The 26,541-nt window shown below is 37.7% G+C and carries 32 protein-coding genes, 1 other RNA gene, 1 CRISPR repeat array, 1 riboswitch and 1 other annotated feature (1 of these 36 cut by a window edge); all 33 genes read left to right on the top strand.

The annotated features are described in order from the left end of the window. The first annotated feature begins 23 nt into the window (after positions 1 to 23). The 33 genes from cysS to csn2-St all read left to right on the top strand — a co-directional run bounded on the left by cysS (position 24) and on the right by csn2-St (position 24,674). Positions 24 to 1,430: a cysteine--tRNA ligase gene (cysS, locus tag LKF16_RS12045; RefSeq protein ID WP_291471141.1), complete on the top strand. Its 1,407-nt coding sequence runs from the start codon at positions 24 to 26 to the stop codon at positions 1,428 to 1,430. Then, positions 1,423 to 1,827, top strand: a complete 405-nt coding sequence (locus LKF16_RS12050; protein WP_291471139.1) for a Mini-ribonuclease 3 — start codon at positions 1,423 to 1,425, stop codon at positions 1,825 to 1,827. Before cysS ends, LKF16_RS12050 begins: the two co-directional genes overlap by 8 nt. After that, positions 1,817 to 2,587 carry a 23S rRNA (guanosine(2251)-2'-O)-methyltransferase RlmB gene (gene rlmB / locus LKF16_RS12055; RefSeq protein WP_291471137.1) on the top strand — a complete coding sequence of 257 codons (771 nt, stop codon included), beginning with the start codon at positions 1,817 to 1,819 and terminating at the stop codon, positions 2,585 to 2,587. Before LKF16_RS12050 ends, rlmB begins: the two co-directional genes overlap by 11 nt. 123 nt (positions 2,588 to 2,710) lie before the next feature. Further along, complete coding sequence (locus tag LKF16_RS12060) at positions 2,711 to 3,283, top strand: sigma-70 family RNA polymerase sigma factor (protein ID WP_291471135.1); 573 nt, start codon at positions 2,711 to 2,713, stop codon at positions 3,281 to 3,283. Between the two features lie 94 nt (positions 3,284 to 3,377). Next, the gene (gene rpmG, locus LKF16_RS12065) at positions 3,378 to 3,527 is read left to right on the top strand and encodes a 50S ribosomal protein L33 (RefSeq protein ID WP_083988266.1); all 150 of its coding nucleotides are present in this window, start codon (positions 3,378 to 3,380) and stop codon (positions 3,525 to 3,527) included. Positions 3,528 to 3,542: 15 nt separating this feature from the next. Further along, positions 3,543 to 3,728: a preprotein translocase subunit SecE gene (secE, locus tag LKF16_RS12070; protein ID WP_291471131.1), complete on the top strand. Its 186-nt coding sequence runs from the start codon at positions 3,543 to 3,545 to the stop codon at positions 3,726 to 3,728. A gap of 96 nt (positions 3,729 to 3,824) precedes the next feature. After that, a complete protein-coding gene (gene nusG / locus LKF16_RS12075) occupies positions 3,825 to 4,373 on the top strand; it encodes a transcription termination/antitermination protein NusG (RefSeq protein ID WP_291471129.1) in 549 nt (182 codons plus the stop codon). A gap of 118 nt (positions 4,374 to 4,491) precedes the next feature. Next, the gene (gene rplK, locus LKF16_RS12080) at positions 4,492 to 4,917 is read left to right on the top strand and encodes a 50S ribosomal protein L11 (RefSeq protein WP_291471127.1); all 426 of its coding nucleotides are present in this window, start codon (positions 4,492 to 4,494) and stop codon (positions 4,915 to 4,917) included. Positions 4,918 to 5,019: 102 nt separating this feature from the next. After that, positions 5,020 to 5,700, top strand: a complete 681-nt coding sequence (gene rplA, locus LKF16_RS12085) for a 50S ribosomal protein L1 (protein ID WP_291471126.1) — start codon at positions 5,020 to 5,022, stop codon at positions 5,698 to 5,700. A 33-nt stretch (positions 5,701 to 5,733) separates the two neighbouring features. Then, positions 5,734 to 5,852: a sequence feature (ribosomal protein L10 leader region), on the top strand. A gap of 46 nt (positions 5,853 to 5,898) precedes the next feature. Continuing rightward, positions 5,899 to 6,402 carry a 50S ribosomal protein L10 gene (gene rplJ, locus LKF16_RS12090; protein WP_291471125.1) on the top strand — a complete coding sequence of 168 codons (504 nt, stop codon included), beginning with the start codon at positions 5,899 to 5,901 and terminating at the stop codon, positions 6,400 to 6,402. A 43-nt stretch (positions 6,403 to 6,445) separates the two neighbouring features. After that, positions 6,446 to 6,814, top strand: coding sequence for a 50S ribosomal protein L7/L12 (gene rplL, locus LKF16_RS12095; protein WP_291471124.1), 369 nt, complete (start codon positions 6,446 to 6,448; stop codon positions 6,812 to 6,814). Positions 6,815 to 6,884: 70 nt separating this feature from the next. Beyond that, positions 6,885 to 7,487: a class I SAM-dependent methyltransferase gene (locus LKF16_RS12100; protein WP_291471123.1), complete on the top strand. Its 603-nt coding sequence runs from the start codon at positions 6,885 to 6,887 to the stop codon at positions 7,485 to 7,487. 19 nt (positions 7,488 to 7,506) lie between these two features. Then, the gene (locus LKF16_RS12105) at positions 7,507 to 7,809 is read left to right on the top strand and encodes a hypothetical protein (RefSeq protein ID WP_291471121.1); all 303 of its coding nucleotides are present in this window, start codon (positions 7,507 to 7,509) and stop codon (positions 7,807 to 7,809) included. Positions 7,810 to 7,811: 2 nt separating this feature from the next. Continuing rightward, positions 7,812 to 8,288, top strand: a complete 477-nt coding sequence (locus LKF16_RS12110) for a nucleoside deaminase (protein ID WP_291471119.1) — start codon at positions 7,812 to 7,814, stop codon at positions 8,286 to 8,288. Positions 8,289 to 8,331: 43 nt separating this feature from the next. Beyond that, an RNA gene (gene ffs, locus LKF16_RS12115) (signal recognition particle sRNA small type) lies at positions 8,332 to 8,414 on the top strand. Between the two features lie 199 nt (positions 8,415 to 8,613). Next, on the top strand, positions 8,614 to 10,341 hold the full coding sequence (dnaX, locus tag LKF16_RS12120) for a DNA polymerase III subunit gamma/tau (RefSeq protein WP_291471117.1): 1,728 nt from the start codon (positions 8,614 to 8,616) through the stop codon (positions 10,339 to 10,341). 12 nt (positions 10,342 to 10,353) lie between these two features. Next, positions 10,354 to 10,698: a YbaB/EbfC family nucleoid-associated protein gene (locus LKF16_RS12125; protein ID WP_291471115.1), complete on the top strand. Its 345-nt coding sequence runs from the start codon at positions 10,354 to 10,356 to the stop codon at positions 10,696 to 10,698. Between the two features lies 1 nt (position 10,699). Next, positions 10,700 to 11,299, top strand: coding sequence for a recombination mediator RecR (recR, locus tag LKF16_RS12130; RefSeq protein WP_291471113.1), 600 nt, complete (start codon positions 10,700 to 10,702; stop codon positions 11,297 to 11,299). A 2-nt stretch (positions 11,300 to 11,301) separates the two neighbouring features. Further along, positions 11,302 to 11,589: a YaaL family protein gene (locus LKF16_RS12135; RefSeq protein WP_291471111.1), complete on the top strand. Its 288-nt coding sequence runs from the start codon at positions 11,302 to 11,304 to the stop codon at positions 11,587 to 11,589. 131 nt (positions 11,590 to 11,720) lie between these two features. Further along, positions 11,721 to 12,371 carry a dTMP kinase gene (tmk, locus tag LKF16_RS12140; RefSeq protein WP_291471107.1) on the top strand — a complete coding sequence of 217 codons (651 nt, stop codon included), beginning with the start codon at positions 11,721 to 11,723 and terminating at the stop codon, positions 12,369 to 12,371. 2 nt (positions 12,372 to 12,373) lie between these two features. After that, the gene (locus tag LKF16_RS12145; protein WP_291471106.1) at positions 12,374 to 12,694 is read left to right on the top strand and encodes a cyclic-di-AMP receptor; all 321 of its coding nucleotides are present in this window, start codon (positions 12,374 to 12,376) and stop codon (positions 12,692 to 12,694) included. Positions 12,695 to 12,696: 2 nt separating this feature from the next. After that, complete coding sequence (locus tag LKF16_RS12150; protein WP_291471105.1) at positions 12,697 to 13,650, top strand: DNA polymerase III subunit delta'; 954 nt, start codon at positions 12,697 to 12,699, stop codon at positions 13,648 to 13,650. A gap of 11 nt (positions 13,651 to 13,661) precedes the next feature. Further along, positions 13,662 to 14,000 (top strand): initiation-control protein YabA, encoded by a 339-nt coding sequence (locus LKF16_RS12155; protein ID WP_291471104.1) that lies wholly within the window; start codon positions 13,662 to 13,664, stop codon positions 13,998 to 14,000. A 16-nt stretch (positions 14,001 to 14,016) separates the two neighbouring features. Continuing rightward, positions 14,017 to 14,889 carry a 16S rRNA (cytidine(1402)-2'-O)-methyltransferase gene (gene rsmI, locus LKF16_RS12160; protein WP_291471103.1) on the top strand — a complete coding sequence of 291 codons (873 nt, stop codon included), beginning with the start codon at positions 14,017 to 14,019 and terminating at the stop codon, positions 14,887 to 14,889. A gap of 2 nt (positions 14,890 to 14,891) precedes the next feature. Beyond that, positions 14,892 to 15,635, top strand: a complete 744-nt coding sequence (locus LKF16_RS12165) for an acyl-[acyl-carrier-protein] thioesterase (RefSeq protein ID WP_291471101.1) — start codon at positions 14,892 to 14,894, stop codon at positions 15,633 to 15,635. Positions 15,636 to 15,699: 64 nt separating this feature from the next. After that, positions 15,700 to 15,794: riboswitch (THF riboswitch) on the top strand. 61 nt (positions 15,795 to 15,855) lie between these two features. Next, positions 15,856 to 16,389, top strand: coding sequence for a folate family ECF transporter S component (locus LKF16_RS12170; RefSeq protein ID WP_291471099.1), 534 nt, complete (start codon positions 15,856 to 15,858; stop codon positions 16,387 to 16,389). Positions 16,390 to 16,451: 62 nt separating this feature from the next. Then, on the top strand, positions 16,452 to 17,174 hold the full coding sequence (gene tsaB, locus LKF16_RS12175) for a tRNA (adenosine(37)-N6)-threonylcarbamoyltransferase complex dimerization subunit type 1 TsaB (protein WP_291471097.1): 723 nt from the start codon (positions 16,452 to 16,454) through the stop codon (positions 17,172 to 17,174). Continuing rightward, positions 17,158 to 17,694 carry a ribosomal protein S18-alanine N-acetyltransferase gene (gene rimI, locus LKF16_RS12180; RefSeq protein ID WP_291471095.1) on the top strand — a complete coding sequence of 179 codons (537 nt, stop codon included), beginning with the start codon at positions 17,158 to 17,160 and terminating at the stop codon, positions 17,692 to 17,694. Before tsaB ends, rimI begins: the two co-directional genes overlap by 17 nt. Positions 17,695 to 17,704: 10 nt before the next feature. Further along, entirely contained in the window at positions 17,705 to 18,718 is a 1,014-nt protein-coding gene (tsaD, locus tag LKF16_RS12185) for a tRNA (adenosine(37)-N6)-threonylcarbamoyltransferase complex transferase subunit TsaD (protein ID WP_291471093.1), read from the top strand. Between the two features lie 120 nt (positions 18,719 to 18,838). Continuing rightward, complete coding sequence (gene cas9 / locus LKF16_RS12190; RefSeq protein WP_291471090.1) at positions 18,839 to 22,252, top strand: type II CRISPR RNA-guided endonuclease Cas9; 3,414 nt, start codon at positions 18,839 to 18,841, stop codon at positions 22,250 to 22,252. A 177-nt stretch (positions 22,253 to 22,429) separates the two neighbouring features. After that, positions 22,430 to 23,338, top strand: a complete 909-nt coding sequence (cas1, locus tag LKF16_RS12195) for a type II CRISPR-associated endonuclease Cas1 (RefSeq protein WP_291471088.1) — start codon at positions 22,430 to 22,432, stop codon at positions 23,336 to 23,338. Between the two features lie 11 nt (positions 23,339 to 23,349). After that, positions 23,350 to 23,658, top strand: coding sequence for a CRISPR-associated endonuclease Cas2 (gene cas2 / locus LKF16_RS12200; RefSeq protein WP_291471721.1), 309 nt, complete (start codon positions 23,350 to 23,352; stop codon positions 23,656 to 23,658). After that, positions 23,655 to 24,674, top strand: coding sequence for a CRISPR-associated protein Csn2-St (csn2-St, locus tag LKF16_RS12205; protein ID WP_291471086.1), 1,020 nt, complete (start codon positions 23,655 to 23,657; stop codon positions 24,672 to 24,674). The genes cas2 and csn2-St overlap by 4 nt, the downstream gene beginning before the upstream one ends. A 22-nt stretch (positions 24,675 to 24,696) precedes the next feature. Continuing rightward, a CRISPR array of direct repeats spans positions 24,697 to 26,541; the repeat unit is 36 nt; unit sequence GTTTTTGTACCCTTGAAGAATTAGTAATGATAAAAC (it continues 1,298 nt past the right edge of the window).

Genomic DNA, 26,541 nt, shown 5'->3' on the forward strand with positions numbered 1-26,541 from the left:
CCTCTTTTTATATAGGTGATACGATGCTAAAAATATTTAATACTTATACGCGTGAAAAAGAAGAATTTAAATCGATTCATCCTGATCAAGTGAATATGTATGTCTGTGGTCCCACAGTCTATAACTACATTCATATCGGGAACGGTCGCTCGATCGTAGCTTTTGACACGATCAGACGTTATTTAGAGTATTTAGGATACGACGTTAAATTCGTATCTAACTTCACTGATGTCGACGACAAGATGATCAAAGAGGCGGCTCGAGAAAATATTACCGTTCCAGAAGTTGCCGATAAGTTCATAAAAGCTTTTTTTGAAGACATCGATGAGCTAAATGTTCAACGTGCGACTGTCAATCCTAGAGCTACTGACAATATTCCTGAGATCATTGAATTCATTAAGGTCTTGATCGAAAAAGACTATGCTTATGAATCTGATGGGGATGTCTTTTATCGTGCCAGAAAGTTCAAGAATTACGGCAAGCTCTCGGATATGGACATTGACCAACTAGTTGAAGGTGCTTCAGAACACATTGGTGAAGCTGAGTTCGACAAGAAGCAAGATCCAATCGATTTTGCTTTGTGGAAAGCTGCTAAACCTGGTGAGATCAATTGGGATTCACCATGGGGTAAAGGTCGCCCAGGCTGGCACATTGAGTGCTCAGTTATGTCGACTAAATATCTTGGCAATAACTTCGACATTCACGGTGGTGGCCAAGATCTTGAGTTCCCACATCATGAAAATGAAATTGCTCAGTCAGAGGCTGAAACTGGTGAGAAATTCGTCAACTATTGGATGCACAATGGATTCGTTACGGTCGAAAATAACGAGAAGATGAGTAAGTCACTGGGTAACTTCGTTACGGTCCACGACTTAGTTAAGACGACTGACCCACAAGTTATCCGTTTCTTCTTATCATCAACTCATTATCGTCGTCCACTAGAATATTCCAAATCCAATTTGCAAAAAGCAGCCGATAACTTAGACAAGATCAAAACAGCTTACAACAACTTGAGCTTCCGTCTAAAGGATGCCAGTGGAGCAAAAGATGATACGATTGCTGATCAAATCTCCAAGATAACTGACGATTTCAAGACTGCCATGAACGATGACTTTAATGTTCAAAACGGTTTGACTTCGATTTTTGAATTGGTGACACTAGCTAACAATTACAGTGCTCAAGACGCTGTAAATGAGGACAATGCTAAAGAGATTTTGAAGGCTATTGAAACACTCGCCGGCATCATGGGCGTTAAATTCAACGGCCAAGACGAGTTGTCAGACGAGATCCAATCATTAGTTGATCAACGTGACGAAGCTAGAGCCAATAAAGATTTTGCTACCAGCGACAAGTTACGTGATCAATTAAAGGACATGGGCGTTATTTTGGAAGATACTCCGCAAGGAACACGGTGGCATATAGATGATTAAGATAGAACAATTAAACGGAGTAACCTTGGCTTATCTTGGCGATGCAGTCTACGAAGTTTATATTCGTGAGCATTTGCTCGAGACCGGAACGACCAAAGTCAACGACCTTCAAAAAATGGCGAAGCATTTTGTTTCCGCCAAAGCACAAGCATCTTTGATCAACTTGATGGTCGAACAAGACGTCTTGTCTGAAGATGAATTAAGAATTTATAAGAACGGACGTAATGCCAAAAAGTACACTAAAGCTAAAAATACTGACGTGGTGACTTATCACATGTCAACAGGCTTTGAAGCTTTAATGGGCTATTTGGACATCACTCACAATAAAACCCGTTTAGAAGAACTAATTAAATGGTGTATTCAAAAAGTCGAGGCAGGTGAAACAGATGCCAAATAATAGAGATAATAACTCTGAAGAAACAGAATTGATCTTTGGCACGCACGCAGTGGTTGAATTACTCAAGTCGCCAACTGCCAATCAACGTGTCAACAAAGTTTTAGTCCAAAAAGATTTAAAGAGCGAACACATTGGCGAAGTTATTAAACTCGCAAAACGTGACCGATTGATCGTCCAAGAGGTTCCCAAGAATAAATTGGATCAGATCACTGACGGTGGAACTCACCAAGGGATGGCAGCTTATATTGCACCTTATCAATATGCAGAAATGGATGCGATTTTTGACAGTGCCCAGAAAAAAGGTACAGATCCATTCATCTTGATCTTGGATAAGATTGAAGATCCCCATAACCTTGGTTCGATCATGCGTACGGCTGATGCCGTTGGAGTCGATGGAATCATCATTCCTAAGCACCGTTCGACCGGATTGACTTCAGTCGTTGCCAAAACTTCAACTGGTGCTATTGAACACGTACCAGTAGTCCGGGTAACCAACCTTGTTAACACGATCAAAGACTTGAAGAAACGCAATGTCTGGGTCTTTGGAACCGCCATGGAAGGCCACAACTACCGTCAATGGAATGCTAAGGGAGCAATCGCATTAGTCATCGGAAACGAAGGCAAGGGCGTATCGCCACTAGTTCAAAAGCAAGTTGACGAAACATTAAGTATCCCAATGGTCGGACACGTGCAAAGTTTGAATGCCAGTGTCGCTACTGGAGTGCTGTTGTATCAAGCATTTGCTTCAAGAAATGCATAAATTAATAAAATAAAATTAACAGTTGGCAAGAAATGCTAACTGTTTTTTTGTAAACAGACGTTCGCTTTTAAACCCGATTTTAAAAATGTTATGGTTTTTATAGGGAACACAGCAGCCAGGACTATGACTGTTAGTGTAGAAAAAGATCTAATTGTACGTGTGAAGAACCATAATGATTCTGATGCTTTGCAACTACTGATTCAAAAATATCAGCCGATGATCGACAATATGCATAATATGTATTGGTTGAATGGCTATGATAAAAGCGATTGGTATCAAGAATCTTATATTGTTTGTTATGAAACTTGTCAAAAATTCGATGGCACCCAAGGCTCAAGGTTTGCCAATTTTTTCAAGATGCGTTTTAATAACCACATTGTGTCTTTGATTAGAGCTCAGCGTGCTGCCAAGCGTGCAGTGAACGTTGAAGCTTGTTCTTATGAAGAATTATTATTAAACAGCGAGAGCATTTTGGAATTTTTGCATAAACCTGCACCTAGAACCATGGATTTGATCAATCACCTGGAAATGTTGATTGAAGATCTCAGCGACCTCGAATTAGCTGCATTTCAAGTTATTTTGGGAGATTTGTCGATGCAAGATGTTTGTGAACGTCTTAATTGTACTGACCAACAGCTGATAAGAGCTGCTAGTAGATGCAAGACAAAAATATCCCGAAGACTCAATGAGATGTAATTAATTTATTTTGTGATGGACTTTTTTAAATCAAAACGATACAATTATAAAGACATAAACCGTGCTATAAACACGGAAGATTGTGGTGAAACATATGGGACTAAGAAAAGTTGCCTTGGCTTGTAGCGTTTGCGGCTCACGTAATTACACGATTACTGAGAACCCAAATAGAACTGAACGACTTGAAGTTATGAAGTTCTGCAAGCATTGCGGTAAACATACATTACATAAAGAAACGCGTTAATTTTTGGAGGATCACATGAGACTATTTAGATTTTTTGGCAGTGTTAGAAAAGAAATGAAGTTGGTTGTTTGGCCAACATGGAAAGAAAACAGAAGAGATACATGGACTGTTATCATGACATCACTGATGTACGCTGTCTTCTTTGCTTTAGTTGATTGGGCATTAGTTGCAATTTTGCAACATCTAATCATGGGCAAGTAATTGAAACTAAGTGAAAAATCTGATATTATCTAACCAATGAGAAAAATCTCGAACTTTGTTCGGGATTTTTTATTTTGATATTTTTTGGAGGAAATTATGGCTGAAGCAGCTGGTGAAAAACAATGGTATGTACTACATACTTATTCTGGATACGAAAATAAAGTTAAGGAAAATCTAGAATCACGTGCACAATCAATGGGTATGGAAGACTACATCTTCCGTGCTGTTGTTCCTGAAGACGAAGAAACAGAAACAAAGAACGGCAAACAAAAGACTGAGATGAAGAAGACTTTCCCAGGTTACGTTCTAGTTGAAATGGTTATGTCTGATGAATCATGGTTTATTGTACGTAATACTCCAGGTGTTACAGGATTTGTTGGTAGTCACGGTTCAGGTTCAAAGCCTGCACCATTGTTGCCAGAAGAAATCGACAGTATCTTGCATGACATGGGTGTTTCTGCCCGTGATCACGATACAGACTTTGCTGTTGGCGAAACAGTTACGATCATTGATGGTGCCTTCGCTAAGATGAGCGGTAAAGTTACTGAAGTTGATGCTGAACATATGAAGCTTAAAGTTGAAGTTGACATGTTTGGTCGTATGACTAACGCCGAAGTTAATTTCGATGATGTCGACAAACAATAAAATTATATTGATATAGTGTGGCGAGCATGCTACACTATTACGGTATGTTTTACATACTGTGGGAGAGGAAATTTTCATCCTCATCAAGACCACATCACGGAAGAGGAGGTAATTTTTCGTGGCTAAAAAAGTTGCAAATATCGTTAAATTACAAATACCTGCTGGTCAAGCTACTCCAGCTCCACCAGTTGGTCCAGCTTTAGGTCAAGCTGGTATCAATATCGTTGCATTTACAAAGGACTTCAATGCACGTACACAAGATCAACACGGAATGATCATTCCTGTTGTTATCTCAGTTTATGAAGATCGTTCATTCGATTTCGTTACTAAGACACCACCCGCTGCTGTTCTTTTGAAGAAAGCTGCCGGTGTTGATAGTGGCTCTGGCGAACCTAACACTAAGAAGGTTGCTACAGTTACATCAGACCAAGTTCGCGAAATTGCTGAAACCAAGATGAAAGACCTAAACGCTGCCAGTGTTGAATCTGCTATGCGTATGGTTGCTGGTACTGCCAGAAGTATGGGCTTCGAAGTTAAAGACTAGTCTTAATTTCTATACAGTTTATAGGAATGTGAAAGCATTCTTAACAAGTGGGAGGGGAAAATTTAAATCCCCAGTGGACCACAAAGCAAGGAGGAACTTAGCATGGCTAAGCATGGAAAAAAATATATGGAAGCAGTCAAAGGTTTAGATAAGTCAAAGACTTATTCTGCTGAAGAAGCTGCTGATTTACTTAAGAAAATTGATTACGCAAAATTCGATTCAACAATCGAAGTTGCTATTAACTTGGACGTAGATCCAAAACAAGCTGACCAACAAATTCGTGGCGCAATCGTGCTACCAAATGGTACAGGTAAAACTTCAAAGGTTATTGTATTTGCTGAAGGACAACAAGCTAAAGATGCTGAAGCAGCTGGCGCTGACGTTGTAGGTTCAGATGACCTTGTTGAAAAGATCCAAGATGGCTGGTTGGACTTTGATGTTGCTGTTGCAACACCACCAATGATGGCTAAGGTTGGACGTTTAGGTCGTGTACTTGGACCTAAAGGTTTAATGCCTAACCCTAAGACTGGTACAGTTACAATGGACGTTACAAAAGCTGTTAACGACATTAAAGCTGGACAAGTTGCTTACCGTGTTGACTCAAATGGTTTGATCCATGCACCAATCGGTAAGGCATCATTTGATACAAAGAAACTTTCAGAAAACTTCTCAGCACTTTACGAAGCAATCTTGAAAGCTCGTCCAGCATCATTGAAGGGTGCTTATGTTACAAGTGTTAACATGACTTCAACATTTGGCCCTGGTCTTAAGATTAACGCTTAATCTTATTGACTTAATACCAAAATGATGATAAATTACAATAGTTGATTTCTACCGAAGACTCAGGTGATGAAAATCTTAATATCCTGCCGAGGCCAGAAGATTGTTAAATAATCTCTGTGCTCATTCGGGCACAGAGATTTTATTTTTTAAGCCAAATCGTAGAGAAAAACTAAATTAATTATGGAGGTGAAACGTAAAATGAAGCAAGAAGTATTAGACAAGAAACAAGCAGAAGTTGATGCAGTTGTTAAGAACTTGAAAGATGCTAAATCAGTAGTTGTTATCGATTACTTAGGTTTAACTGTTGAAGAAGTTACTAACATGCGTGCAGAATTACGTGAACAAGGTGCTTCTATGAAAGTTATCAAGAACACTATTTTGAGACGTGCTGCTGATGCTGCTGGTATCGAAGGAATCGAAGACTTATTCGCTGGTCCTACAGCTATTGCCTTCTCTGAAGAAGATCCAGTTGCTCCTGCTAAAGTTGCTGCTAAGTATGCCAAAGATGTTGAATCCGTTGAAATCAAGGGTGGAATGATCGAAGGCAAAGTAGCTACATTAGAAGAAATTCAAAACCTTGCAACATTACCATCAAGAGATGGATTACTATCTATGTTGGTATCTGTATTACAAGCACCAGTTCGTGACTTTGCTCTTACAGTTAAGGCTATTGCCGATAAAGGCGACGAACCAGCTGCTTAATTTTTAAAACACAAACAATAAACTCAATTTGGAGGAAATTAAAATGGCTTTAGATACACAAGCAATTATTGACCAATTAAAAGATGCATCAATCCTTGAACTTAACGACTTAGTTAAGGCTATCGAAGAAGAATTTGACGTTACAGCTGCTGCTCCTGTTGCAGCTGCTGGTGCTGCTGGTGGCGACGCTGGTGCAGAAAAGGATTCATTCGATGTTGAATTGACAGAATCAGGACAAGAAAAAGTTAAGGTTATCAAGGAAGTTCGTGCAATCACAGGACTTGGCTTGAAAGACTCAAAAGACCTTGTTGATGGCGCACCTAAGGTTATCAAAGAAGGCGTTGCTAAAGACGATGCTAACGAAATGAAAGAAAAACTTGAAGCCGTTGGCGCAACAGTTACATTGAAATAATTAACTTATGTTAAAATTAATCCTCGAAAGAGGATTTTTTTTTACCCAAATTTTTTTAGGGAGAGCAATTATGGCAAATCAGTATTTTGAAAATTCAGAAGATCTTGAACATGAACTAAAAACCTTTGATTTCACATTGAAGGGGCATAATCTCAAATTTACATCTGACAGTGGCGTTTTTTCACGACAGACGATCTACTTTGGCTCACGGGTCTTGATCGAAGCAATTGATTTTTCAAATGTCCCCCAAGGCGATATTTTGGACGTTGGCTGTGGATATGGTCCAATCGGATTAGCACTAGCTAAAGACCAAACAAGTCGTCAAGTAACGATGACAGATGTCAATTTAAGGGCGTTAGACTTAGCTAAAAAGAATGCGTCTGCCAATAAGATTGAGAATGTAAACATTTTTGAATCAAGCATTTATGACAAAATCGAGGACAAGTATGCCTTGATCGTATCCAACCCACCAATTAGAGCTGGCAAGGAAGTTGTTTCTGGAATCATTGCTGAAGCAGCTGACCACTTGTTGCCAAGCGGCGAAGTTTGGATCGTGATTCAGAAGAAACAAGGAGCACCATCCGCTAAAAAATTAATGAAGCTGACTTATGGAAATGTTGACGTTGTAACACGTGACAAGGGGTATTATATTCTTAGAAGTAAACTTCAATAATCAAAAGGGAGAACTTGTTATGGATAAAAAAACTTTAATCGCAATTGGTTTGGCAGTAGCAACTGGTGGATTAGGAGTTATTGCAATCATGGTTCATCACACAGTTCGCAAAATGAAAATCAAACGTGAACGTAAACAACTTCGCAAGTATGTTAAAAAGTATCTAGGTGGAAATGACAAGGCCTTAGAATTAGTCGATGGCTTATCAAATTTTGAAATCAGAATTTTATTCAAGGTCATTGAAAAAACTACGAAGAAGATTGGCGAGATCAAGTTGCCAGCTTCAATCAGTAAAAAATTCACACAGGCGTTGGAAGGATAATTATGCAATTCCCAGATAATAAGATGCACGACTTTATGCAAATGGCGTTAGATCAAGCCCAAATAGCTCAAAGCCATGGAGAAGTCCCAATCGGTTGTATCATCGTTGATAATCGAACATCCGAAATTGTTTCGGTTGGATATAATGAACGTGAAGAAACTCAAAATGCAATCAAGCACGCCGAGATCATCGCCATTGAAAATGCCTGTGCAAAGATCGGCAGTTGGCGTTTAGAACATATGAGTTTATTCGTAACGCTTGAGCCATGTCCAATGTGTGCTGGAGCAATTATCAACAGTCGAGTTGAAGAAGTAATTTTCGGAGCATATGACCCCAAGGCGGGTTCAGTCGGCTCGATCAATAACTTATTTGAAGAAACTAAATACAATCATCAACCTGAATATGTTGGTGGAATGTTGGCAAACGAATCGGCAGAGCTTCTCCAAAATTTCTTTCGAGAAATCCGTCGTAAAAAGTAGCATTCACTATTGATTTATAGTAATATAGTTATTGCCGAAAGGCCTTAGGGCAATGGTGCTCTTACGAATCGTGTCAGGTTCGGAAGAAAGCAGCACTAAGTAAGTTGCAACATGTGCCTTTTGTTATGAAATTATAGCCTCCTAATCATTTATGGTTAGGAGTTTTTTTTACGCTTACTAGCATCGCAGAGCGATGCGTAGAAAGCGTTATGGGGCAGACGTAAGTCTGCGGTATTCTTTCAAATCAAATTTTTTGACGAACATCCAATGAAGTGATGTTCATTTTTTATGGTAAAATTTAACTATTAAACTCAAAGGAGTAAGTATGGCATATCAAGCATTATATCGGGTATGGCGTCCCCAAACATTTGCTGATGTAGTGGGTCAAGAAGTGATCACACAAACATTACGTAATGCTGTCGCAAGTAACATGACTAGCCATGCATATTTGTTCAGTGGACCACGAGGAACAGGTAAGACCTCTTGTGCCAAAATTTTGGCCAAAGCTGTTAACTGTTTAAATCCTCAAGATGGCGAACCTTGCAATGAGTGTGAGATCTGTAAAGCAGCAAATGAAAACCGCCTTAACGATGTTATCGAAATCGATGCGGCCTCAAACAATGGGGTTGAGGAGATCCGTGATATTCGTGACAAAGTGAAATACGCTCCGACAGAAGCTAAGTTTAAAGTTTATATCATCGATGAAGTTCATATGCTTTCTCAAGGTGCTTTTAATGCCTTATTGAAAACACTGGAAGAACCACCTGAGAATGTAATGTTTATCTTAGCCACAACCGAGCCACAAAAGATTCCAGCTACAATTATTTCGAGAACCCAAAGTTTTACTTTCAGACGAATTTCTCGACAAGATATTTTGGCACGAATGGAATTGATCTTAAACGATAAACAAATCGAATATGATGAAGAAGCTTTAAACATCATCGCTACATCTGCAGAAGGTGGAATGCGTGATGCCTTAAGTATCCTTGATCAAGCTTTGTCATTTGGAAACGACAAGTTGACTTTGAACAACGCTCAAGAAGTTACCGGTGCGTTGAGCAACGAGCAAATTGTTTCTTACATGAAGGCAGTGGCTGAGAATAAACCGGCCGATGCCTTGACTAGTTTGTACAACATTTTGGGCAGCGGTCGTTCAGCAATTCGATTTACCGAGATGATCATCCGTGTTTGTCGTAATCTGATCCTCTACAATTCGAATTCTGATTTGTCGAACAAGATGGATAACACGATCATGACGAAGGAAATGTTGTCGATAGCTGATAAGTTTGACGATGATCGACTTTTTTACATTGTTGACCAAGTCAGCAATACGCAACGTAACTTGAAGAATTCCAATCAAACTGATGTTTATATGGAGATCTTGACTGTCAAGATCAGCGAACCACAAGTTGAAAAAGCGGCCAATGCGAGCGCTGAGCCTGTTGAGCAAGCTAGTTCATCTGTGGATAACGCTCAAGTTGATCGATTAAGCGATGAAGTTAAAAAGTTAAAATCAGAGATCAAAAATATTTCTGAAAATGGTGTCAGTGCTAAACCTGCCACTAGAAAACCGAAACCTAAACCCTCTGGTCAGAAAAAGAATTATCTTAACAAGACGGCAATTTATCGAGTCTTGAGTAAAGCTACCAAGCAGGATTTAAATGCGGCTAAAGATATTTGGCCAGATGTTATGAGTATGTTGTCGGTCACTCAACGAGCAATGATGCGTGTTTCAGAACCCGTTGCAGCCTGTCCTGATGGGTTAGTCATGGCTTTTGACTACCCAATGTGGTTTGAACAAGCCCAAGAAGATCAGGATTTGTTAGATTCACTGACAGCTGACGTCAGCAAGCTTTTGAAAAAAGATTGCGAGATCGTCATGGTGCCCAAAAATGATTGGCCAACCATTAGAAAAGAATATATTGCGAATAACATTGATTTAGATAAGAATAACGATGTAAAATCTAAACCAGAGGCAACAAAATCGGATAAGACAGTTGATGAAGCAGTGAACTTGTTTGGTGAAGATAATGTTGAGATCAAAAACGACTAGGAGGAATTAATTATGAGTAAAGGACCTAACTTTGGAAATATGGGCGGAAATATGGCAGACTTAATGCGTCAAGCACAAAAGATGCAACAACAAGTTCAAGAAGCCCAAAGCGAAATCAAGAACACTGAATACGAAGGTAAAGCCGCTGGTGAATTAGTAACAGTTAAGATCAACGGTGAAAGAAAGGTTACCGACTTAAAGATTGCCGAAAAGTTAATTGATCCAGACGATCCTGATACATTGCAAGATATGGTTATCATGGCTTTAAATGATGCCAATGATAAAATGCTTGAAGATCAAAAGAACAAGCTTGGTCAATACGCCGGCGGTTTAAGTGGTATGAATGGATTGATGTAAAATGAATTACCCAGAACCAATTACGAAATTAATCGATAGTTATATGTTATTGCCAGGTATCGGTCGCAAGACCGCTACTAGAATGGCTTTTTATACCCTAAGTATGGATAAGGATGACGTCAAAGAATTCTCTGACAATTTAATGTCAGCCAAGACTGATCTTCATTCATGCAAGATCTGTGGAAATATCACGACCGACGAAGTTTGTTCGATCTGTCGCGATAAGAATCGTGATCAATCTACTATTTTAGTAGTTGAACAACCAAAAGATATTATGTCGATTGACGATATGAATGCTTACAATGGCTTGTACCACGTTCTTGGTGGCGTTTTGTCGCCAGTAGATGGAATCGGTCCTGAGAATCTTAATATTAAGTTGCTCTTGAATCGACTCCGTGAAAACAAGGCCGTTAAAGAATTGATCATCGCAACCAATGCAACTCCAGATGGTGAAGCAACTGCGCAATATCTTGCTAAGTTAGTTAAACCAGCCGGAATCAAAGTTACTCGTCTTGCACGAGGCCTTGCAGTAGGTTCAGATATCGAATATGCCGATGAAATGACACTGAAGAGTGCAGTTCTAGGACGCAGGGAGATATAACTATGTTTGGAAGAAGAAAAGTTAACGTCAAAAAGCTTGAAGATGATCGTTTATTAAACGATATTCGTTTTATTCAAGCACGTGCTAATAACATGCAAAAGTTAGTCGACAACTCATTAGAGGTGTCTGACGAAACTCGGATCAAATTACGATTAGAGATGTGCAAGTACCAATTCTTGTACCTTGAAGCACGCCGTCGCAGCGCCAAAGCTCGTGAGACGACTAATATTATTTTTGGCGATGAGGATACATTGCTCAGCCAACCTAATGCTGCCGAAAAGCATTGGTAATAAATTTTTTCAGACAGAAATGTTTAAGCTGGAACTTATTGTTCCAGCTTTTTTTATAAATAACGGCTGAAATTTGTCTGGAGTGTCTGAATCAAGTAAAATAGGTTTATTAAATTAGGAGATATTATTGTATGTCAGGAATTTTTATATCGTTTGAAGGCCCTGATGGAGCTGGTAAGACAACTGCATTAACTAGCTTGACACCTAAGCTAAAAGCTCTTACAGAGCAAGAAATCGTGTTTTCAAGAGAACCTGGTGGCAGTCCCATCGCTGAGAAAATCCGTAAGATCATTTTAGATATTCATGATCAAGAAATGGACGACCGAACTGAAGCATTATTATATGCTGCAGCTAGACGTCAACACTTGGTCGATGTGATCTTGCCAACTTTAAATGCCGATAAGATTTTATTGAGCGATCGCTTCGTCGATAGTTCAATCGCTTATCAAGGTGGCGGACGTGAGATCGGTACCAAAGAAGTTGCTGAGATCAATGATTTTGCCATTGATGGACACCTGCCTGATCTGACGATCTACTTCGATATTTCACCTGAAGTAGGTCTCTCCAGAATCAGAAAAGACCATCAACAAGCAATGGATCGCCTAGAAAAAGCATCATTAGATTTCCACAAGCGGGTTCATGATTCTTATTTGAAATTAGTCCATGACAATCCAGATAGAATCGTCAGCATCAACGCTGACCAAGCGCCTGACCAAGTGGTCGAAGATGCAGTGAATGTGATTATCCAACGTTTCCCAAATGTTTTTAATGGAGGTCGATAATTATGAAAATGATTTTAGCAATCGTACAAGATAAAGATAGCCAACAACTTCAATCTAAGTTGGTCAAAGACGGATTTCGTTTTACGAGACTACCTTCGACTGGTGGTTTTTTGAAATCTGGTAACTCGACGTTTATCATGGGTGTCGACGATGAGAAAGTGGACGACGCCTTAGAAGTTATCAAAAAAGCATGCCACACTAGAACCCAATATGTGGCTTCATCATTTGTCTTGCCAGAAAGCGGCATTGGTGATCCAGTTGAAGTCCAAGTTGGAGGAGCAACGTGCTTCATTCTTCCAGTTGATAAATTTGTGAGATTTTAACAATGGAAGATATTACACAAGAGCAACCAAAAGTAATTTCTGAATTTCAAAAAATAATCCAAGCAAATATGTTGAGTCATGCGTATTTGATCGATGACGCATCCTCGCAGGTCCGTAATCAAATGGCCATTTGGATCGCACAGACTCAATTTTGCGAACATTTAGTCGATGGCTTGCCAGATCAAACTTGTCAAAAATGTCAAAATATTGCTTTGGGCGATAACCCTGACGTTTTGCAGGTGACGACTGACAAACAGAGTATCGGTGTCGACGACATCAAATTTTTTAAAAAAGAAGCTAATATGACTGCTACTCAAGGTAATCGCCGGATTTTGATTATCAATGAGGCTGAGAAGATGACTAGTGCGGCCAGCAACAATTTGCTCAAGACAATCGAAGAGCCCGAGGGTAATTTGATGATCATTTTGCTGTGTAATTCAGCAAAGCAAATGTTGCCAACGATCCAGTCGCGAGTTCAGATTTTTCATCTATCTAATAAGAGCAACAGCGATGAGATTGCTGACTTGCAAAAGGTCGGCTACAAAGAAGCAACTGCCAAATTAGCTTTAACAATGTCTGACGTTAAGTACTTGCTGTCGATGAATGGCGATAATTATCAAGCTTTGCACGGAGCAATTATTACTTGGCTAAAGCGTTGCAATAATCGTCAACCAGATAGTTTTATTGATGTTCAGACTGATATAATGCCATTGATCGAAAATAAAAGTCATCAGCAATTATTTTTTGACATGATGAATCAAATTTTTAGTGATATATTATCAATTAGGTATAATCTTGATAACACAAAATTGGTCAATGAGGATATACTATCTAACCGGAATATCCCAACAGTAGTTGAATTTTCCGAAGAGCTATTTCACGCGGAAGAAATGTGGAAAAGTAACGTGGCATTTCAAGCAATTCTTGAAGATTTATCATTAAAATATGTGAATTAGTGGGTATAAATATGGCAGAAAACGATTTATATAGTGAGTTTGAAGATATAACAAACAAATTATCAGATCTAAGCTCTCAATTATCTACCTTAAAGGAACAACTATCTAAGAGCTTAGAAGAGAACGAAGAATTGAAAATTGAAAACAAGAACCTTCGCAAGCATCTCGAAAAAGTCGATGATGGTCAAAAAGGTTTTGATCCAAACGATTTGCCAAGTTCGCGCTTGAACCTAGAAAAGCTATACGAGAAGGGATTTCATGTGTGCCAGCAGTTTTATGGCTCGCATCATGAAGAACCTTGTATGTTTTGTCTAGATGTAATTTATGGCAATCGTTCTAAAAAACAATAGTAAGGGAGCAATTTGAATGAAAGAACAAAAGAGTTTTGTTGATAATTCGAAGGGCTGCCTTTTTTTAGTGCCTACGCCAATCGGTAATTTAAACGACATGACTTATCGTGCAGTCCAGACGTTGCAAGATGTCGACTTAGTGGCAGCAGAAGATACTCGAAACACTAAGAACTTATTGAATCATTTCGAGATCACCACTGACTTGATTAGTTTTCATGAACACAACACAGCTTCACGGATTCCTGAGTTGATCGAAAAGCTTAACTCTGGTGTTAATATCGCCCAAGTCAGTGATGCCGGAACTCCTTCGATCAGCGACCCTGGTAAAGAGTTAGTTAAGGCAGCTATCAAAGAAGATATTTCAGTCGTACCGCTACCAGGGGCAACAGCATCGACAACAGCTTTGATTGCTTCAGGCATTGAACCGCAGCCGTTTTACTTTTACGGCTTTTTACCAAGAAAGGGTAAGGAACGAACTGAAGCTTTGGTCGACCTTGCTAACCGCAAAGAAACAACGATCATTTACGAGTCACCTTATCGTGTGCAAAAAACGTTAGATGACCTGGCTGACAAATTTGGTTCAGACAGGCAGATCACATTAGCTCGTGAATTGACTAAGTTGCATGAAGCATTTTTACGAGGCAGTTTAGTTGATGTGATTTCCTATTACCAAGATAATGAACCCAAGGGTGAATATGTTTTGGTAATTGCTGGAAAACCAACTGAACAAACGGAGACGATGAGCGATGAACAGATCATCCAAGCCGTTGACCGCTTGATCGAAGCTGGCAACAAGCCAAACAAAGCAATCAAAGAGATTGCCGCCCAAAATGACCTTAAAAAGCAAACGGTCTATAACTTATATCACAATATTGAAGGGAACGATTAATCATGGATGAAAAAAGCAAAGCTGAAGTATACAGCGAAGACGCAGTTTTTCCATTTTATCTATCTAACTTTACTGGCGACATTAAAACCTCAGCCTTACTCGACATCATGTTGTTAGCATCTGAAAATCAATTAAAACAAGCAGATGCTGACAGTGTTTCCATGGTCGAACGTGGACTGGGCTGGGTAGTCACGCAATACCACTTAGACATCAAGACGATGCCAAAAGTAGGACAGCCACTCAAGGTCAGCACTCGTGCTACTAGCTACAACAAATTTTTCTATTATCGTGATTTCTGGATCGACGATGTTGATGGCAATCGCATGGTAACGCTTGAAAGTGCCTTCGTGATCATCGACATTAAAAAACGTAAAATCGTCAGTGCTTCTGACAGTTTAGGTAGTATGTTTGGTTCAGAAGAAACTAATAGCATCAAGCGTTTTGCTAGATTGCGCGAGCCTAAGGAATTCGATAATCAAAGATTCCAACATATCGGATATTACAATATCGACGTTAACCGCCATGTTAACAACACCTACTATTTTGACTGGATGGTTGATTCTCTAGACATCGAATTCATTGCAACGCATCGTATCAAAACAATGGATATTAAATACGAAAAAGAATTAAATACGCAAAGTAAACCGGAAATTTATTCGAAGATGGATGGCTTGACGAGTACTCATTGGATCAAGAACGGCGATCAATTAAACGTTGTTGCTAAGTTCACTTGGGTAGAAAAATAATTATAATGCATATCGTTATTGGTTAACTATTGGTTGTGCTACTATGTAAAAGTACTACAAAATTTTTGGAGTAGGATTCAAAGCGTAAAGTGCTGGTGGAACGGAATGTGAACACCGGACAAAGGATTATCCCGCGATTTTGATTCCGCATTCGCCACATATATAGTTAATCGCCATATTCTAGTTATATTTTGTGGCAGCTCCTTGGGGAGATGTCAAAATGAACAGAAGTAAGGGAAGTACAGCAGTCATAAGTGTTCATGAACTAACATGGATGGCCTTATTGATTGCGATGCAAATAGTGTTGACCAAGTTCAACATTGGTAGCAACATGCTACAAGTTGGATTCAGTTTTATCGCGATGGCACTGATCGGTTATTATTTTGGACCTTATAAGGCCGCAATCGCAGGTGCAGTCGCTGATATTCTCGGAAACACAGTCTTATCTACTGGTGGGGGCTTTAACATTGGTTTTACAGTCTCAGCAATTACTCTAGGTTTGATTTATGGATTTATGCTCCACAATCGAAAGGTGTCACTGTTGAACGTATTTATCACAGTATTATTGACAACTTTGGTGGTTAACTTATTCATGAACACCTTATGGATCCACCTGCAATACGGAACGCCTTTTATGGCTCTATTGGTAACTCGAGGTATTAAAGAAGCAATTACCTTGGTATATCAAACTGGTATTTTGTATTTCATCTTAAGATGGATCAGCAATTCACGCTTTAACAGAATAGGTCGCTAAGGCCTATTTTTTTTGCAATAAACAATTGTGGTAGAATACCTTTATTAAGGAATGATAAAATTATGAAAATATTAGCTTTTGACACATCAAATAAGCCATTGACCGTGGCAGTAGTTGAAGATGGCAAAATCTTAGCCAGAGCTGATTCAACTGAGGAAAAGACGCACAGCGTTTCGTTGTTGCCAGACATTAAAGATTCTTTGCAAAAAGCCGGTTTGAGTATCGACGACATTGACCGGATCGCAGTTGCCCAAGGTCCTGGTTCATATACAGGTGTTAGAATTGCCGTGACAGTTGCCAAAACTTTGGCATTCACGCTCGACAAGCCGTTAGTTGGTATCTCAAGTTTGAGACTGCTAGCTGCTAATGGCGACGATGGCAAGTTGGTAGTTCCAGTTGAAGATGCTAGAAATGACAATGCCTTTGCCGGTGCCTACTTGAAGAAATCAGGTGAAGTCGTAGATGTTATCAAAGATCAGCACATCAAGATGGACGATCTATTTAAGCTTTTAGCCAATTATCAAGCTGATCAAATTCAATTTGTAAATGTTTCTGAACATCTAGCAGATTTGATCACAGAGAAATTGCCAAAAGCTACGATCACATTGACCAAAGATAGTTTGCCAGATGCTGCCAAATTAGCAGCTTTAGCTGAGAATGAAGAACCGGTCAAAGACATCAATGCTTTTGTACCAACTTACCTACGCTTAACTCAAGCTGAACATGATTGGATCAAAAAGGGACACAAGGAAGACGGTAATATTTCTTATGTGGAAGAAATTTAAACAGGCTGTATGGCCAAAAGATACTGAAGAAAAATACCCATTTGAAGATAAATATGTGAACATTAACGATTCGCAGCTCCTCTTACGAAAGGCGAAGCCAGAAGATCTCGACGATTTTATGGCTATCCAGGAATCGATCTACGGAACGCCCGCACCTTGGACGTCTGCAGTTGTATCCAGTGAAATCACGAATCGCAGTGCCCTTTATTTAGTGCTGGTCGATGCCGATAAGGTAGTCGCATTTATTGGCCTAGCCATGAATATTGGCAAGGAATCGCATATTACAAATTTAGCAATTTTACCTTCTTATCAAAAATTCGGCTTAGGTCACTTATTGTTGAATCAAGTGATCGACTTTAGCCGTCAGTACGATTACAACCGAATGTCGTTGGAAGTTGATATTACCAATCAAGCTGCCATTGATCTGTATGAAGCGTTCGGATTTGAAACTCGTTTAGTACACAAAAAATATTATTATAGAAACCACCATGATGCTTTAGAAATGGTGGCCAAGTTGTGAGGGAAAGACTTTGAGTAAAGATACCTTGATTTTATCTTTTGAAAGCAGCTGCGATGAAACTAGTGTAGCGGTGATTAAAAATGGTAAAGAGATCCTTTCAAATATTATTGCGACTCAAATAAAGAGTCACCAACGCTTTGGTGGAGTGGTACCAGAAGTCGCTAGTCGGCACCACGTTGAAGAAATTACGATTTGTATCCAAATGGCAATGGATGAAGCGGAAGTTGATTATGACGACTTAGATGCCGTTGCCGTGACTTACGGACCAGGATTAGTCGGTTCATTGTTGATCGGTATCATGGCTGCTAAATCAGTCGCATTTGCACATGATTTGCCATTGATCAAATCTAACCATCTTGCCGGACACATTTATTCAGCAAATTTTGTAACTGATTTAGAATATCCATTCATGGCTTTATTAGTCTCTGGTGGACACACCGAATTAGTTTACGTGAAAGCACCTGGAGAGTTTGAAACCCTTGGCGATACACGTGACGATGCAGTAGGTGAAGCCTACGACAAGATCGGTCGAGTATTAGGGATCAATTATCCAGCCGGAAAAGAAGTTGACCGACTAGCCGGAATTGGTAAAGATACATTCGATTTTCCACGCGCCATGGTTCAAGAAGACAATTTGGATTTTAGTTTCAGTGGTTTAAAGAGTGCCTTTATCAACACCGTTCATCACGCTGACCAAGTTCATGAAGAACTAAGCAAAGAAGACCTTGCTGCAAGCTTTCAAGGAGCGGTCTTAGATATCTTAGCCAATAAGACTTTTAGAGCAATTAAGACGCACCCAGTCAAACAGTTGATCGTCGCCGGAGGCGTGGCCGCAAACCAAGGCTTACGTAAGCGCCTAGCTGACGAGATTGCGAAACGAAACGACGACATTGAGCTAGTCTTTCCACCATTAAGACTATGTGGAGACAATGCCGCCATGATCGGAGCAATCGCTCAAATTCAATACGATAAAAAAGATTTTGCAGACTTGAAAGTTAATGCAGACCCAAGTTTAGATTTTTAATAAAAATAAAGCGAATGAAATTATAAAATTTCATTCGGTTTTTTTGTATATCATGAAGTTACTACATTGCCTAATTTTCCTATGATAAAATTGGGAAAAATAGCTATTTAGGAGACTAAAATGAAAATCAGCCTTGGATTAGATATTGGGGTATCTTCAGTTGGATTCAGCGTTCTTGACGCTGATACAGGGGAAATCCTTGAATTGGGATCAAGACTTTTTAATGGTAGTATCGCTGCCGAAAACTTAACGCGCCGTGATTCACGTGGCTCTAGAAGAACCAGTAATCGTAACAAACAACGAAGAAAAGATGTAGCCAAATTATTTGTCAAACACAATTTGATTGAACAATTTGCTGAAAATGATTACTTCTCAGCTTTTTCAAACAACACCAATCCTTACTCAATCCGTGCCAAAGGATTGACTGAGAAACTGACTAAATTAGAAATCGCTCAAGCTTTATACAACATTGTTAAAAGACGTGGTATTAGTTATGACCTTCAAGATGCAGAAGTAGACGATGATGCCTCAGTTTCTGATTATTCTGCAAGTTTAAATAAAAATACAGCTTTATTAAAAAACTATACACCTGCAGAAATTCAATTACAGAGATTGAATGAATATGGAGCGGTTCGCGGGAAAATCGTAGTTGAGAACAGTGAAAATCATGAAGTCTTGTTGAATGTTTTTCCGACTAAAGAATTTGTCAAAGAAGCCAAGAAAATTATTGAATGCCAAAGACAATTTTATCCAGATGTCGTAACAGATGATTTTGAAGAAAAGTATTTAACGATACTTCAGCGTAAACGTGATTATTTCGTAGGACCAGGTAGTGAGAAATCACGTTCCGATTACGGAATTTACAAGACTAGTGGTAAAACTTTGACTAATTTGTTTGAAGAATTAGTCGGTAAAGACAATTTTTACCCTGACGAATATCGTGCTTCAGGTGCTTCGTACACAGCACAGTTATTTAATGTATTAAATGATCTCAATAACTTACGGATTCTTAGTCATGAAGACCAAAAGTTGACCTCTGAGGACAAGAAAAAAATTATTGATGAATTGAACTCGACTACCGGTAATCCAAGCATGATCAAGTTAATTAAGAAGGTTACAGGATGTTCTGATAGTGACATCAAGGGTTATCGTTTGGATAGTAAAGATAAACCGGATATTCACTCAATGGCTATTTATCGTAAGATCCATCGTGATTTTAAGAAATTGGGAATCGACATTCATGAATGGAAAACAGCAGACAAAACATATCAAGACTTTTTAGACGACATTAGTTTTGGGATGACACTTAATACCGAAAATGGCGAGATCAGAAGAATGCTGAAAGAAGATTGGCAACCGGTTTATCCATTTTTAGACGATGAACTGATCCAAACAATCATCGATAATAAAGCCAGTTTTGATATTAAAACAAACAATAAATGGCATCGTTTTTCAATTAAGTTGATGAAAGAATTAATTCCTGAAATGAAAATCAGACCAATCGAACAGATGACTTTGATTCATGAATTGGGACTGGTTGATAAAAATAAAACAGATTATTCAAGGAATACATATGTTCCTTACAAACAAATTGCAAAAGAAATATATAATCCAGTAGCGTCTAAATCAGTCCGAGAAGCTTTAAAAATAGTAAATGCAGTGCTCAAGAAATATTCAAGAATTGACTATGTCGTTATCGAGATGCCTCGTGAGAAAAATGAGGAAGACGAAAAGAAAAATATCGCCAAGTTCCAAAAAGAAAATAAGCAACGAAAAGATGCTGCCATGAAGGCATTTGTTGAAGCAGTTGGAAGTCAATCAGCAGTTGATGACGCATTAAGAACTAGCAGTAGCTGGAAAGTAAGGCTGGCAATTCAATTATGGTATCAACAAGATCGAGTTGACCTATATAGCGGTCGACGAATCAATGCTACAGATTTGATTTCTAATTTTTCATTGTTTGAGATAGATCACATTATTCCTCAATCGATTTCATTTGATGACAGTATCAATAACAAAACCTTGTGTTATAAAGATATGAATCAAATTAAAGGTCAGAAAACGCCATTTGAATTTATGAACGAGGGCCATGGACAACAATACGATGTCATGAAAGCAATAGTATTAAAGAATTCTAAATTCAGTAAGGCAAAGAAGAGCAACTATCTTTTTGAGGAGAATGTCAGTGATATTGAAACTCGTAAACGATTTATTTCTCGAAACTTAGTGGATACAAGATATTCATCAAGAGTCGTTTTAAACAGTCTTCAAGATTTCTTTAAGGGCAAAGAATTTGGCACCAAGGTCAGTGTTATTCGTGGTAAGTTCACAAATAATATGCGCAAGCATTGGCGTTTGAACAAGACTCGTGATACTTTCCATCATCATGCCATTGATGCTTCAATCATCGCTTCTACACCATTTTTAAGAATGTGGAAAAAGGGTGGGTCTATTTTCCCTCGTCAAGTGAATGAAGCAACCATCGATATTGAAACTGGAGAAATTCTTGACGATAAGAGCTTTAACGAAGAAATGTATCAACTACCATATAGTGGATTTGTTGAACAATTGGACAATGCTGAAAGCAGAGTGAAGTTCTCACATCAGGTTGATAAAAAAGTAAACCGTAAGGTAAGTAACTCAACAATTTATTCAACTAGAATGGCTGCGTTGGCCAAGGATAAAAATGAATCAGAATACGTTTTAGCTAAAATCAAGAATATTTATGACGCAGACGAATATGCTCGTATGAAGAAATTACTTGAAAAGGACAAAACCAAGTTTTTACTTTATCGCATTGATCCAAAAACTTTTGCAATGTTGGAAGAGATACTGGAAATGTATCCAGATACCACGGAGATTGTTGGTAAGGACGGAAAAGTTAAAAAAATCAAGGTTTCTCCATTTGAATTGTATCGAAGAGATCATGGCATGGTTAGAAAGTATTCTAAAAAGGGTAATGGTCCAGTTATTAAGCAGTTGAAGTATTTGGATTCAAAATTGGGTTCACATATCGATATCACTCCAGGATCAGCTTCACCAGAAAAGCACGTAGTTTTACAATCGTTAAAACCTTGGAGAACGGATGTTTACTACAATAATTCAACGAATAGTTACGAAATTATGGGTATAAATTATTCAGATTTAAAGTTTAATCGTGGTGAAGGTTATGGGATTAAGAAAGATCGATATTTCCAATTGATGAAGGATGAAGGTGTATCCAATGAATCAGATTTCTGCTTTACTCTTTATAGAAAGGACAGAATAAAAGTTCTGAACCCAGTTACTGGTGAAGTGGTTGAGATGCTATTCTGGTCTAGAAACAAGGTTTCAAAGGGGTATGCTGAAATTAAACCAATTGATAAAGCTATGAATGAGAATGGAAATTATCCTATATACGGAGATGCAAAAAAACAAGTGATCAAAAGATTAGTCCCAAATGAATGTGTCATTCATAAAATTAATGTCGATATTCTAGGTAATACCTATGAAATTGAAAAAGAATCAGATAATCCTAAAAATGTTCTTGATTAATTAATCGTATATGCTATGATATATAGTTGTAAGGGACGCCTTATATGTTTGAACGTTCATTCGACTGAAGTTTTATCATTACTAATTCTTCAAGGATCTACAAAAATAAGGATTTATTCCGAATTTACCGCCTATTTATAGGCGGTTTTTTTTTACAATCAATTAGGAGGACCAGTCATGGCGTGGAGAATAGTCCATGTTAAAGAAGGAGATTATTTAAGACTTAGATTAGACAACCTTGAGATAACGAAACTTGATAAGAAAGTGTACGTTCCACTATCAGATGTCTCAATGGTAGTTTTAGAAGGAAATCGTACATCGATTACAACAAAATTACTTTCGAGTATGAGTCAACATAACGTTGGTTTAGTTATTTGTGATGATAAGTATTTGCCAGTTGGAATGTATTTACCATATGGTCAATATCATCACAATTCTAAGCGAGTAATTATTCAATCTAATTGGGATAGAGAATTAAAGCAAAGAGCATGGAAAAATATTATTTCTCAAAAAATGGCTAATCAAATTAGTTACGCACGATTTGTCGGAGTGGAGCAGGATCGAATTGAATTGATGGTAGATTTGCTGAACGGTTTGCAAAATGGGGATGTTACAAATCGAGAAGGCCATCTAGCAAAGGTATACTTTGATTCTTTGTATGGAAAAACTTTTACCAGGGATGATGAAAACTTTGAAAATTCAGCGATGAATTTTGGATATGCAATTTTGAGATCATGTGTTGCCAGACTAATTGTTGGAAATGGATTGATAACTATGCTCGGGATCTTTCATCGTAATGAGTTTAATAGTTTTAATCTTGCTGATGACTTAATGGAACCATATCGTCCGTTGATGGATTATTGGATCAACACGAAAGTTAAAAATGAGAAAGACTATCTTAGTTACGAGTCGAGAATTAAAATTATTGAGTTTATGAATCAGAAAATACTGATCAATAATAAGAAAATGACAATCGACAATTCCATGCAAGAACTCATTTCAAGTTTTATATCAGGTATGGAATTAGACGATGTTAATCAGATAACACAAATAACTTTAGATTCGCTAATAGGGGCAGAAAGTTGAAATATCAAAATATGAGAATGATGTGTATGTTTGATCTTCCGGTAGATACTCCTTCGGAAAGAAGACAGTATAGAATTCTGCGCAAGGCTTTGATCAAAAATGGATTCACTATGCTTCAGTATTCCGTCTATTATCGAGCGGTTCAAAACCGCTCTGCAGGTAAACGTTACGAAAATGATATTAAGAGATACTTACCTGAACATGGAGAAGTAAGACTTTTTTCAGTCAGTGAAAAGCAGTTCTCAGACATGAAAGTATTGGTCGGTAGTCGGACAGATCAAGAAATTATAGTCGGTGACAAAGAGGTAGTGGTTATATGATTTTGAAAATTGAATTGGTCGACAATCAATACATAGAGATTGAAGCTGACAAAATGGTGTATTTTACTGGAACTAATCGAAAAATGTTATGGCAAATTTATCGCAGCATATTTTATTATTTCAATAAAACACCGGCATTATCGGCAAATATTTATGGCGAGAACAATATAGAACTATCGGTTGATGAGCTGCCGGTTTCAAAAAAGAATATTTCCTTCTTCTCCATCAATAACCGAGAATCTTTGTACACGCAAATGACTTATAAGAAGGACACTTTATTATTCAAGGCACTGAATCAGGTTAGTGACGATTTTGAGATTAACCGACTTATAGATAATATAAATGATGAACAAATGAGAATCTCTTTATTGATCCAAAAACATCTGCAAAGTTATTCAGATAGTTTAACGATTGATTTAAGAGATGTTAATTATTTAGAGTTGATGAAAAGCCAAATGTTTTTAGGGTATGAAGAGAATTCTAATGAATATCCATTGGAATTTATGGATACTGATGACTTAGTAGATGAATTTTTAAACTTATTGAAGAATCATTTAATGAACGCAACTGTTCCAACTTGGTTAGTTCTATCAAATTTGGATAGTTTTATTCCACGAAAAGCTAAGAGAGAGATCATGCGTGCTGTTAAACAATTTTCACATGATTATGATCTCTTGGTTATCTATTTAGGAGACACATTAAATTCTATTGATTTGGCAGCGGATGATATGGAAAAGGTGGTGATATGTGCTAAGGAATATCATCAATTATTACCATATGATCAGTTGATTAAATCTGTCTCAATGAGATATCCAAATGAATTCAAATATTCACCAGACGATTTTATTAAATCAATGATGAGAGTGGTTCCAAATGCGGGAAGTGATCAAGAACTGTTTTTAAACTCAAAAGATTTGGTATTATTAAAGATAGTAAATGAGCTTTTAAATTATGAGACGTCATATCATTTTCAAGATCAATTACTAACAGATGCAGAAGCCAATTTTTTGAAATAGTGACGATTATTTTTAATTTGAGGTTTTTGTACCCTTGAAGAATTAGTAATGATAAAACAAATGCTGAACAAGTGACTTTTGATAATTTGTTTTTGTACCCTTGAAGAATTAGTAATGATAAAACTACATATTTTTCAACCTGGGGAGTAAGCAAGTTTTTGTACCCTTGAAGAATTAGTAATGATAAAACAAAAATCATTTTAGGTAGAATGCGATCATCGTTTTTGTACCCTTGAAGAATTAGTAATGATAAAACTTGCTGTGGCGATACGATTTTTAACGTTTTGTTTTTGTACCCTTGAAGAATTAGTAATGATAAAACAAATAAAAAGGACATCCATCATTTTTATTTAGTTTTTGTACCCTTGAAGAATTAGTAATGATAAAACTATTGAGATTGATGGTAAGACAACTGGGCTGTTTTTGTACCCTTGAAGAATTAGTAATGATAAAACTTAGCTTCTATGCTGGACGTGGGGGGATCAGTTTTTGTACCCTTGAAGAATTAGTAATGATAAAACGGAAAAGAGACGTGCTGCAATTGCCAAATAGTTTTTGTACCCTTGAAGAATTAGTAATGATAAAACGGAAAAGAGACGTGCTGCAATTGCCAAATAGTTTTTGTACCCTTGAAGAATTAGTAATGATAAAACAAGCACAAAAGAGAGCATCGAAAAAATATAGTTTTTGTACCCTTGAAGAATTAGTAATGATAAAACAAAGGAGTTGGCACACAAGGAAATGCCACCGTTTTTGTACCCTTGAAGAATTAGTAATGATAAAACGCGGAGAAAGTCGACCACGACAACGACCAAGTTTTTGTACCCTTGAAGAATTAGTAATGATAAAACAGAAACTACCCGAGTCGATTCAAACCCGTCGTTTTTGTACCCTTGAAGAATTAGTAATGATAAAACAAGCACCTGCACGCGATATTTTAAATGCGTGTTTTTGTACCCTTGAAGAATTAGTAATGATAAAACCGTTTTTGTCTTTCAATGTGTCGATGTCATGTTTTTGTACCCTTGAAGAATTAGTAATGATAAAACAAGTCGATTCGAAAAAGATTTGCCAAACATGTTTTTGTACCCTTGAAGAATTAGTAATGATAAAACATCTTGTCGCTTGTTGTTCGGAGTGCCACAGTTTTTGTACCCTTGAAGAATTAGTAATGATAAAACTACATATTTTTCAACCTGGGGAGTAAGCAAGTTTTTGTACCCTTGAAGAATTAGTAATGATAAAACAAAAATCATTTTAGGTAGAATGCGATCATCGTTTTTGTACCCTTGAAGAATTAGTAATGATAAAACTTGCTGTGGCGATACGATTTTTAACGTTTTGTTTTTGTACCCTTGAAGAATTAGTAATGATAAAACAAATAAAAAGGACATCCATCATTTTTATTTAGTTTTTGTACCCTTGAAGAATTAGTAATGATAAAACTATTGAGATTGATGGTAAGACAACTGGGCTGTTTTTGTACCCTTGAAGAATTAGTAATGATAAAACTTAGCTTCTATGCTGGACGTGGGGGGATCAGTTTTTGTACCCTTGAAGAATTAGTAATGATAAAACGGAAAAGAGACGTGCTGCAATTGCCAAATAGTTTTTGTACCCTTGAAGAATTAGTAATGATAAAACGGAAAAGAGACGTGCTGCAATTGCCAAATAGTTTTTGTACCCTTGAAGAATTAGTAATGATAAAACTAATCGCCAACGAAGATTAATAAAACGGAAGTTTTTGTACCCTTGAAGAATTAGTAATGATAAAACTGCTACTAAAAATTCTAGTTTTGAATCGTTGTTTTTGTACCCTTGAAGAATTAGTAATGATAAAACGTGATTACAGAATCGCATTTTCAAT

The organism is Companilactobacillus sp. (assembly GCF_022484265.1).
GTDB lineage: Bacteria > Bacillota > Bacilli > Lactobacillales > Lactobacillaceae > Companilactobacillus.

Excerpts from the sequence above, each read along its gene's own strand:
- cysS (WP_291471141.1), top strand. The coding sequence starts at position 24 with ATGCTAAAAATATTTAATACTTATACGCGTGAAAAAGAAGAATTTAAA.
- LKF16_RS12050 (WP_291471139.1), top strand. The coding sequence starts at position 1,423 with ATGATTAAGATAGAACAATTAAACGGAGTAACCTTGGCTTATCTTGGC.
- rlmB (WP_291471137.1), top strand. The coding sequence starts at position 1,817 with ATGCCAAATAATAGAGATAATAACTCTGAAGAAACAGAATTGATCTTT.
- LKF16_RS12060 (WP_291471135.1), top strand. The coding sequence starts at position 2,711 with ATGACTGTTAGTGTAGAAAAAGATCTAATTGTACGTGTGAAGAACCAT.
- rpmG (WP_083988266.1), top strand. The coding sequence starts at position 3,378 with ATGGGACTAAGAAAAGTTGCCTTGGCTTGTAGCGTTTGCGGCTCACGT.
- secE (WP_291471131.1), top strand. The coding sequence starts at position 3,543 with ATGAGACTATTTAGATTTTTTGGCAGTGTTAGAAAAGAAATGAAGTTG.
- nusG (WP_291471129.1), top strand. The coding sequence starts at position 3,825 with ATGGCTGAAGCAGCTGGTGAAAAACAATGGTATGTACTACATACTTAT.
- rplA (WP_291471126.1), top strand. The coding sequence starts at position 5,020 with ATGGCTAAGCATGGAAAAAAATATATGGAAGCAGTCAAAGGTTTAGAT.
- rplJ (WP_291471125.1), top strand. The coding sequence starts at position 5,899 with ATGAAGCAAGAAGTATTAGACAAGAAACAAGCAGAAGTTGATGCAGTT.
- rplL (WP_291471124.1), top strand. The coding sequence starts at position 6,446 with ATGGCTTTAGATACACAAGCAATTATTGACCAATTAAAAGATGCATCA.
- LKF16_RS12100 (WP_291471123.1), top strand. The coding sequence starts at position 6,885 with ATGGCAAATCAGTATTTTGAAAATTCAGAAGATCTTGAACATGAACTA.
- LKF16_RS12105 (WP_291471121.1), top strand. The coding sequence starts at position 7,507 with ATGGATAAAAAAACTTTAATCGCAATTGGTTTGGCAGTAGCAACTGGT.
- LKF16_RS12110 (WP_291471119.1), top strand. The coding sequence starts at position 7,812 with ATGCAATTCCCAGATAATAAGATGCACGACTTTATGCAAATGGCGTTA.
- dnaX (WP_291471117.1), top strand. The coding sequence starts at position 8,614 with ATGGCATATCAAGCATTATATCGGGTATGGCGTCCCCAAACATTTGCT.
- LKF16_RS12125 (WP_291471115.1), top strand. The coding sequence starts at position 10,354 with ATGAGTAAAGGACCTAACTTTGGAAATATGGGCGGAAATATGGCAGAC.
- recR (WP_291471113.1), top strand. The coding sequence starts at position 10,700 with ATGAATTACCCAGAACCAATTACGAAATTAATCGATAGTTATATGTTA.
- LKF16_RS12135 (WP_291471111.1), top strand. The coding sequence starts at position 11,302 with ATGTTTGGAAGAAGAAAAGTTAACGTCAAAAAGCTTGAAGATGATCGT.
- tmk (WP_291471107.1), top strand. The coding sequence starts at position 11,721 with ATGTCAGGAATTTTTATATCGTTTGAAGGCCCTGATGGAGCTGGTAAG.
- LKF16_RS12145 (WP_291471106.1), top strand. The coding sequence starts at position 12,374 with ATGAAAATGATTTTAGCAATCGTACAAGATAAAGATAGCCAACAACTT.
- LKF16_RS12150 (WP_291471105.1), top strand. The coding sequence starts at position 12,697 with ATGGAAGATATTACACAAGAGCAACCAAAAGTAATTTCTGAATTTCAA.
- LKF16_RS12155 (WP_291471104.1), top strand. The coding sequence starts at position 13,662 with ATGGCAGAAAACGATTTATATAGTGAGTTTGAAGATATAACAAACAAA.
- rsmI (WP_291471103.1), top strand. The coding sequence starts at position 14,017 with ATGAAAGAACAAAAGAGTTTTGTTGATAATTCGAAGGGCTGCCTTTTT.
- LKF16_RS12165 (WP_291471101.1), top strand. The coding sequence starts at position 14,892 with ATGGATGAAAAAAGCAAAGCTGAAGTATACAGCGAAGACGCAGTTTTT.
- LKF16_RS12170 (WP_291471099.1), top strand. The coding sequence starts at position 15,856 with ATGAACAGAAGTAAGGGAAGTACAGCAGTCATAAGTGTTCATGAACTA.
- tsaB (WP_291471097.1), top strand. The coding sequence starts at position 16,452 with ATGAAAATATTAGCTTTTGACACATCAAATAAGCCATTGACCGTGGCA.
- rimI (WP_291471095.1), top strand. The coding sequence starts at position 17,158 with ATGTGGAAGAAATTTAAACAGGCTGTATGGCCAAAAGATACTGAAGAA.
- cas9 (WP_291471090.1), top strand. The coding sequence starts at position 18,839 with ATGAAAATCAGCCTTGGATTAGATATTGGGGTATCTTCAGTTGGATTC.
- cas1 (WP_291471088.1), top strand. The coding sequence starts at position 22,430 with ATGGCGTGGAGAATAGTCCATGTTAAAGAAGGAGATTATTTAAGACTT.
- cas2 (WP_291471721.1), top strand. The coding sequence starts at position 23,350 with ATGAGAATGATGTGTATGTTTGATCTTCCGGTAGATACTCCTTCGGAA.
- csn2-St (WP_291471086.1), top strand. The coding sequence starts at position 23,655 with ATGATTTTGAAAATTGAATTGGTCGACAATCAATACATAGAGATTGAA.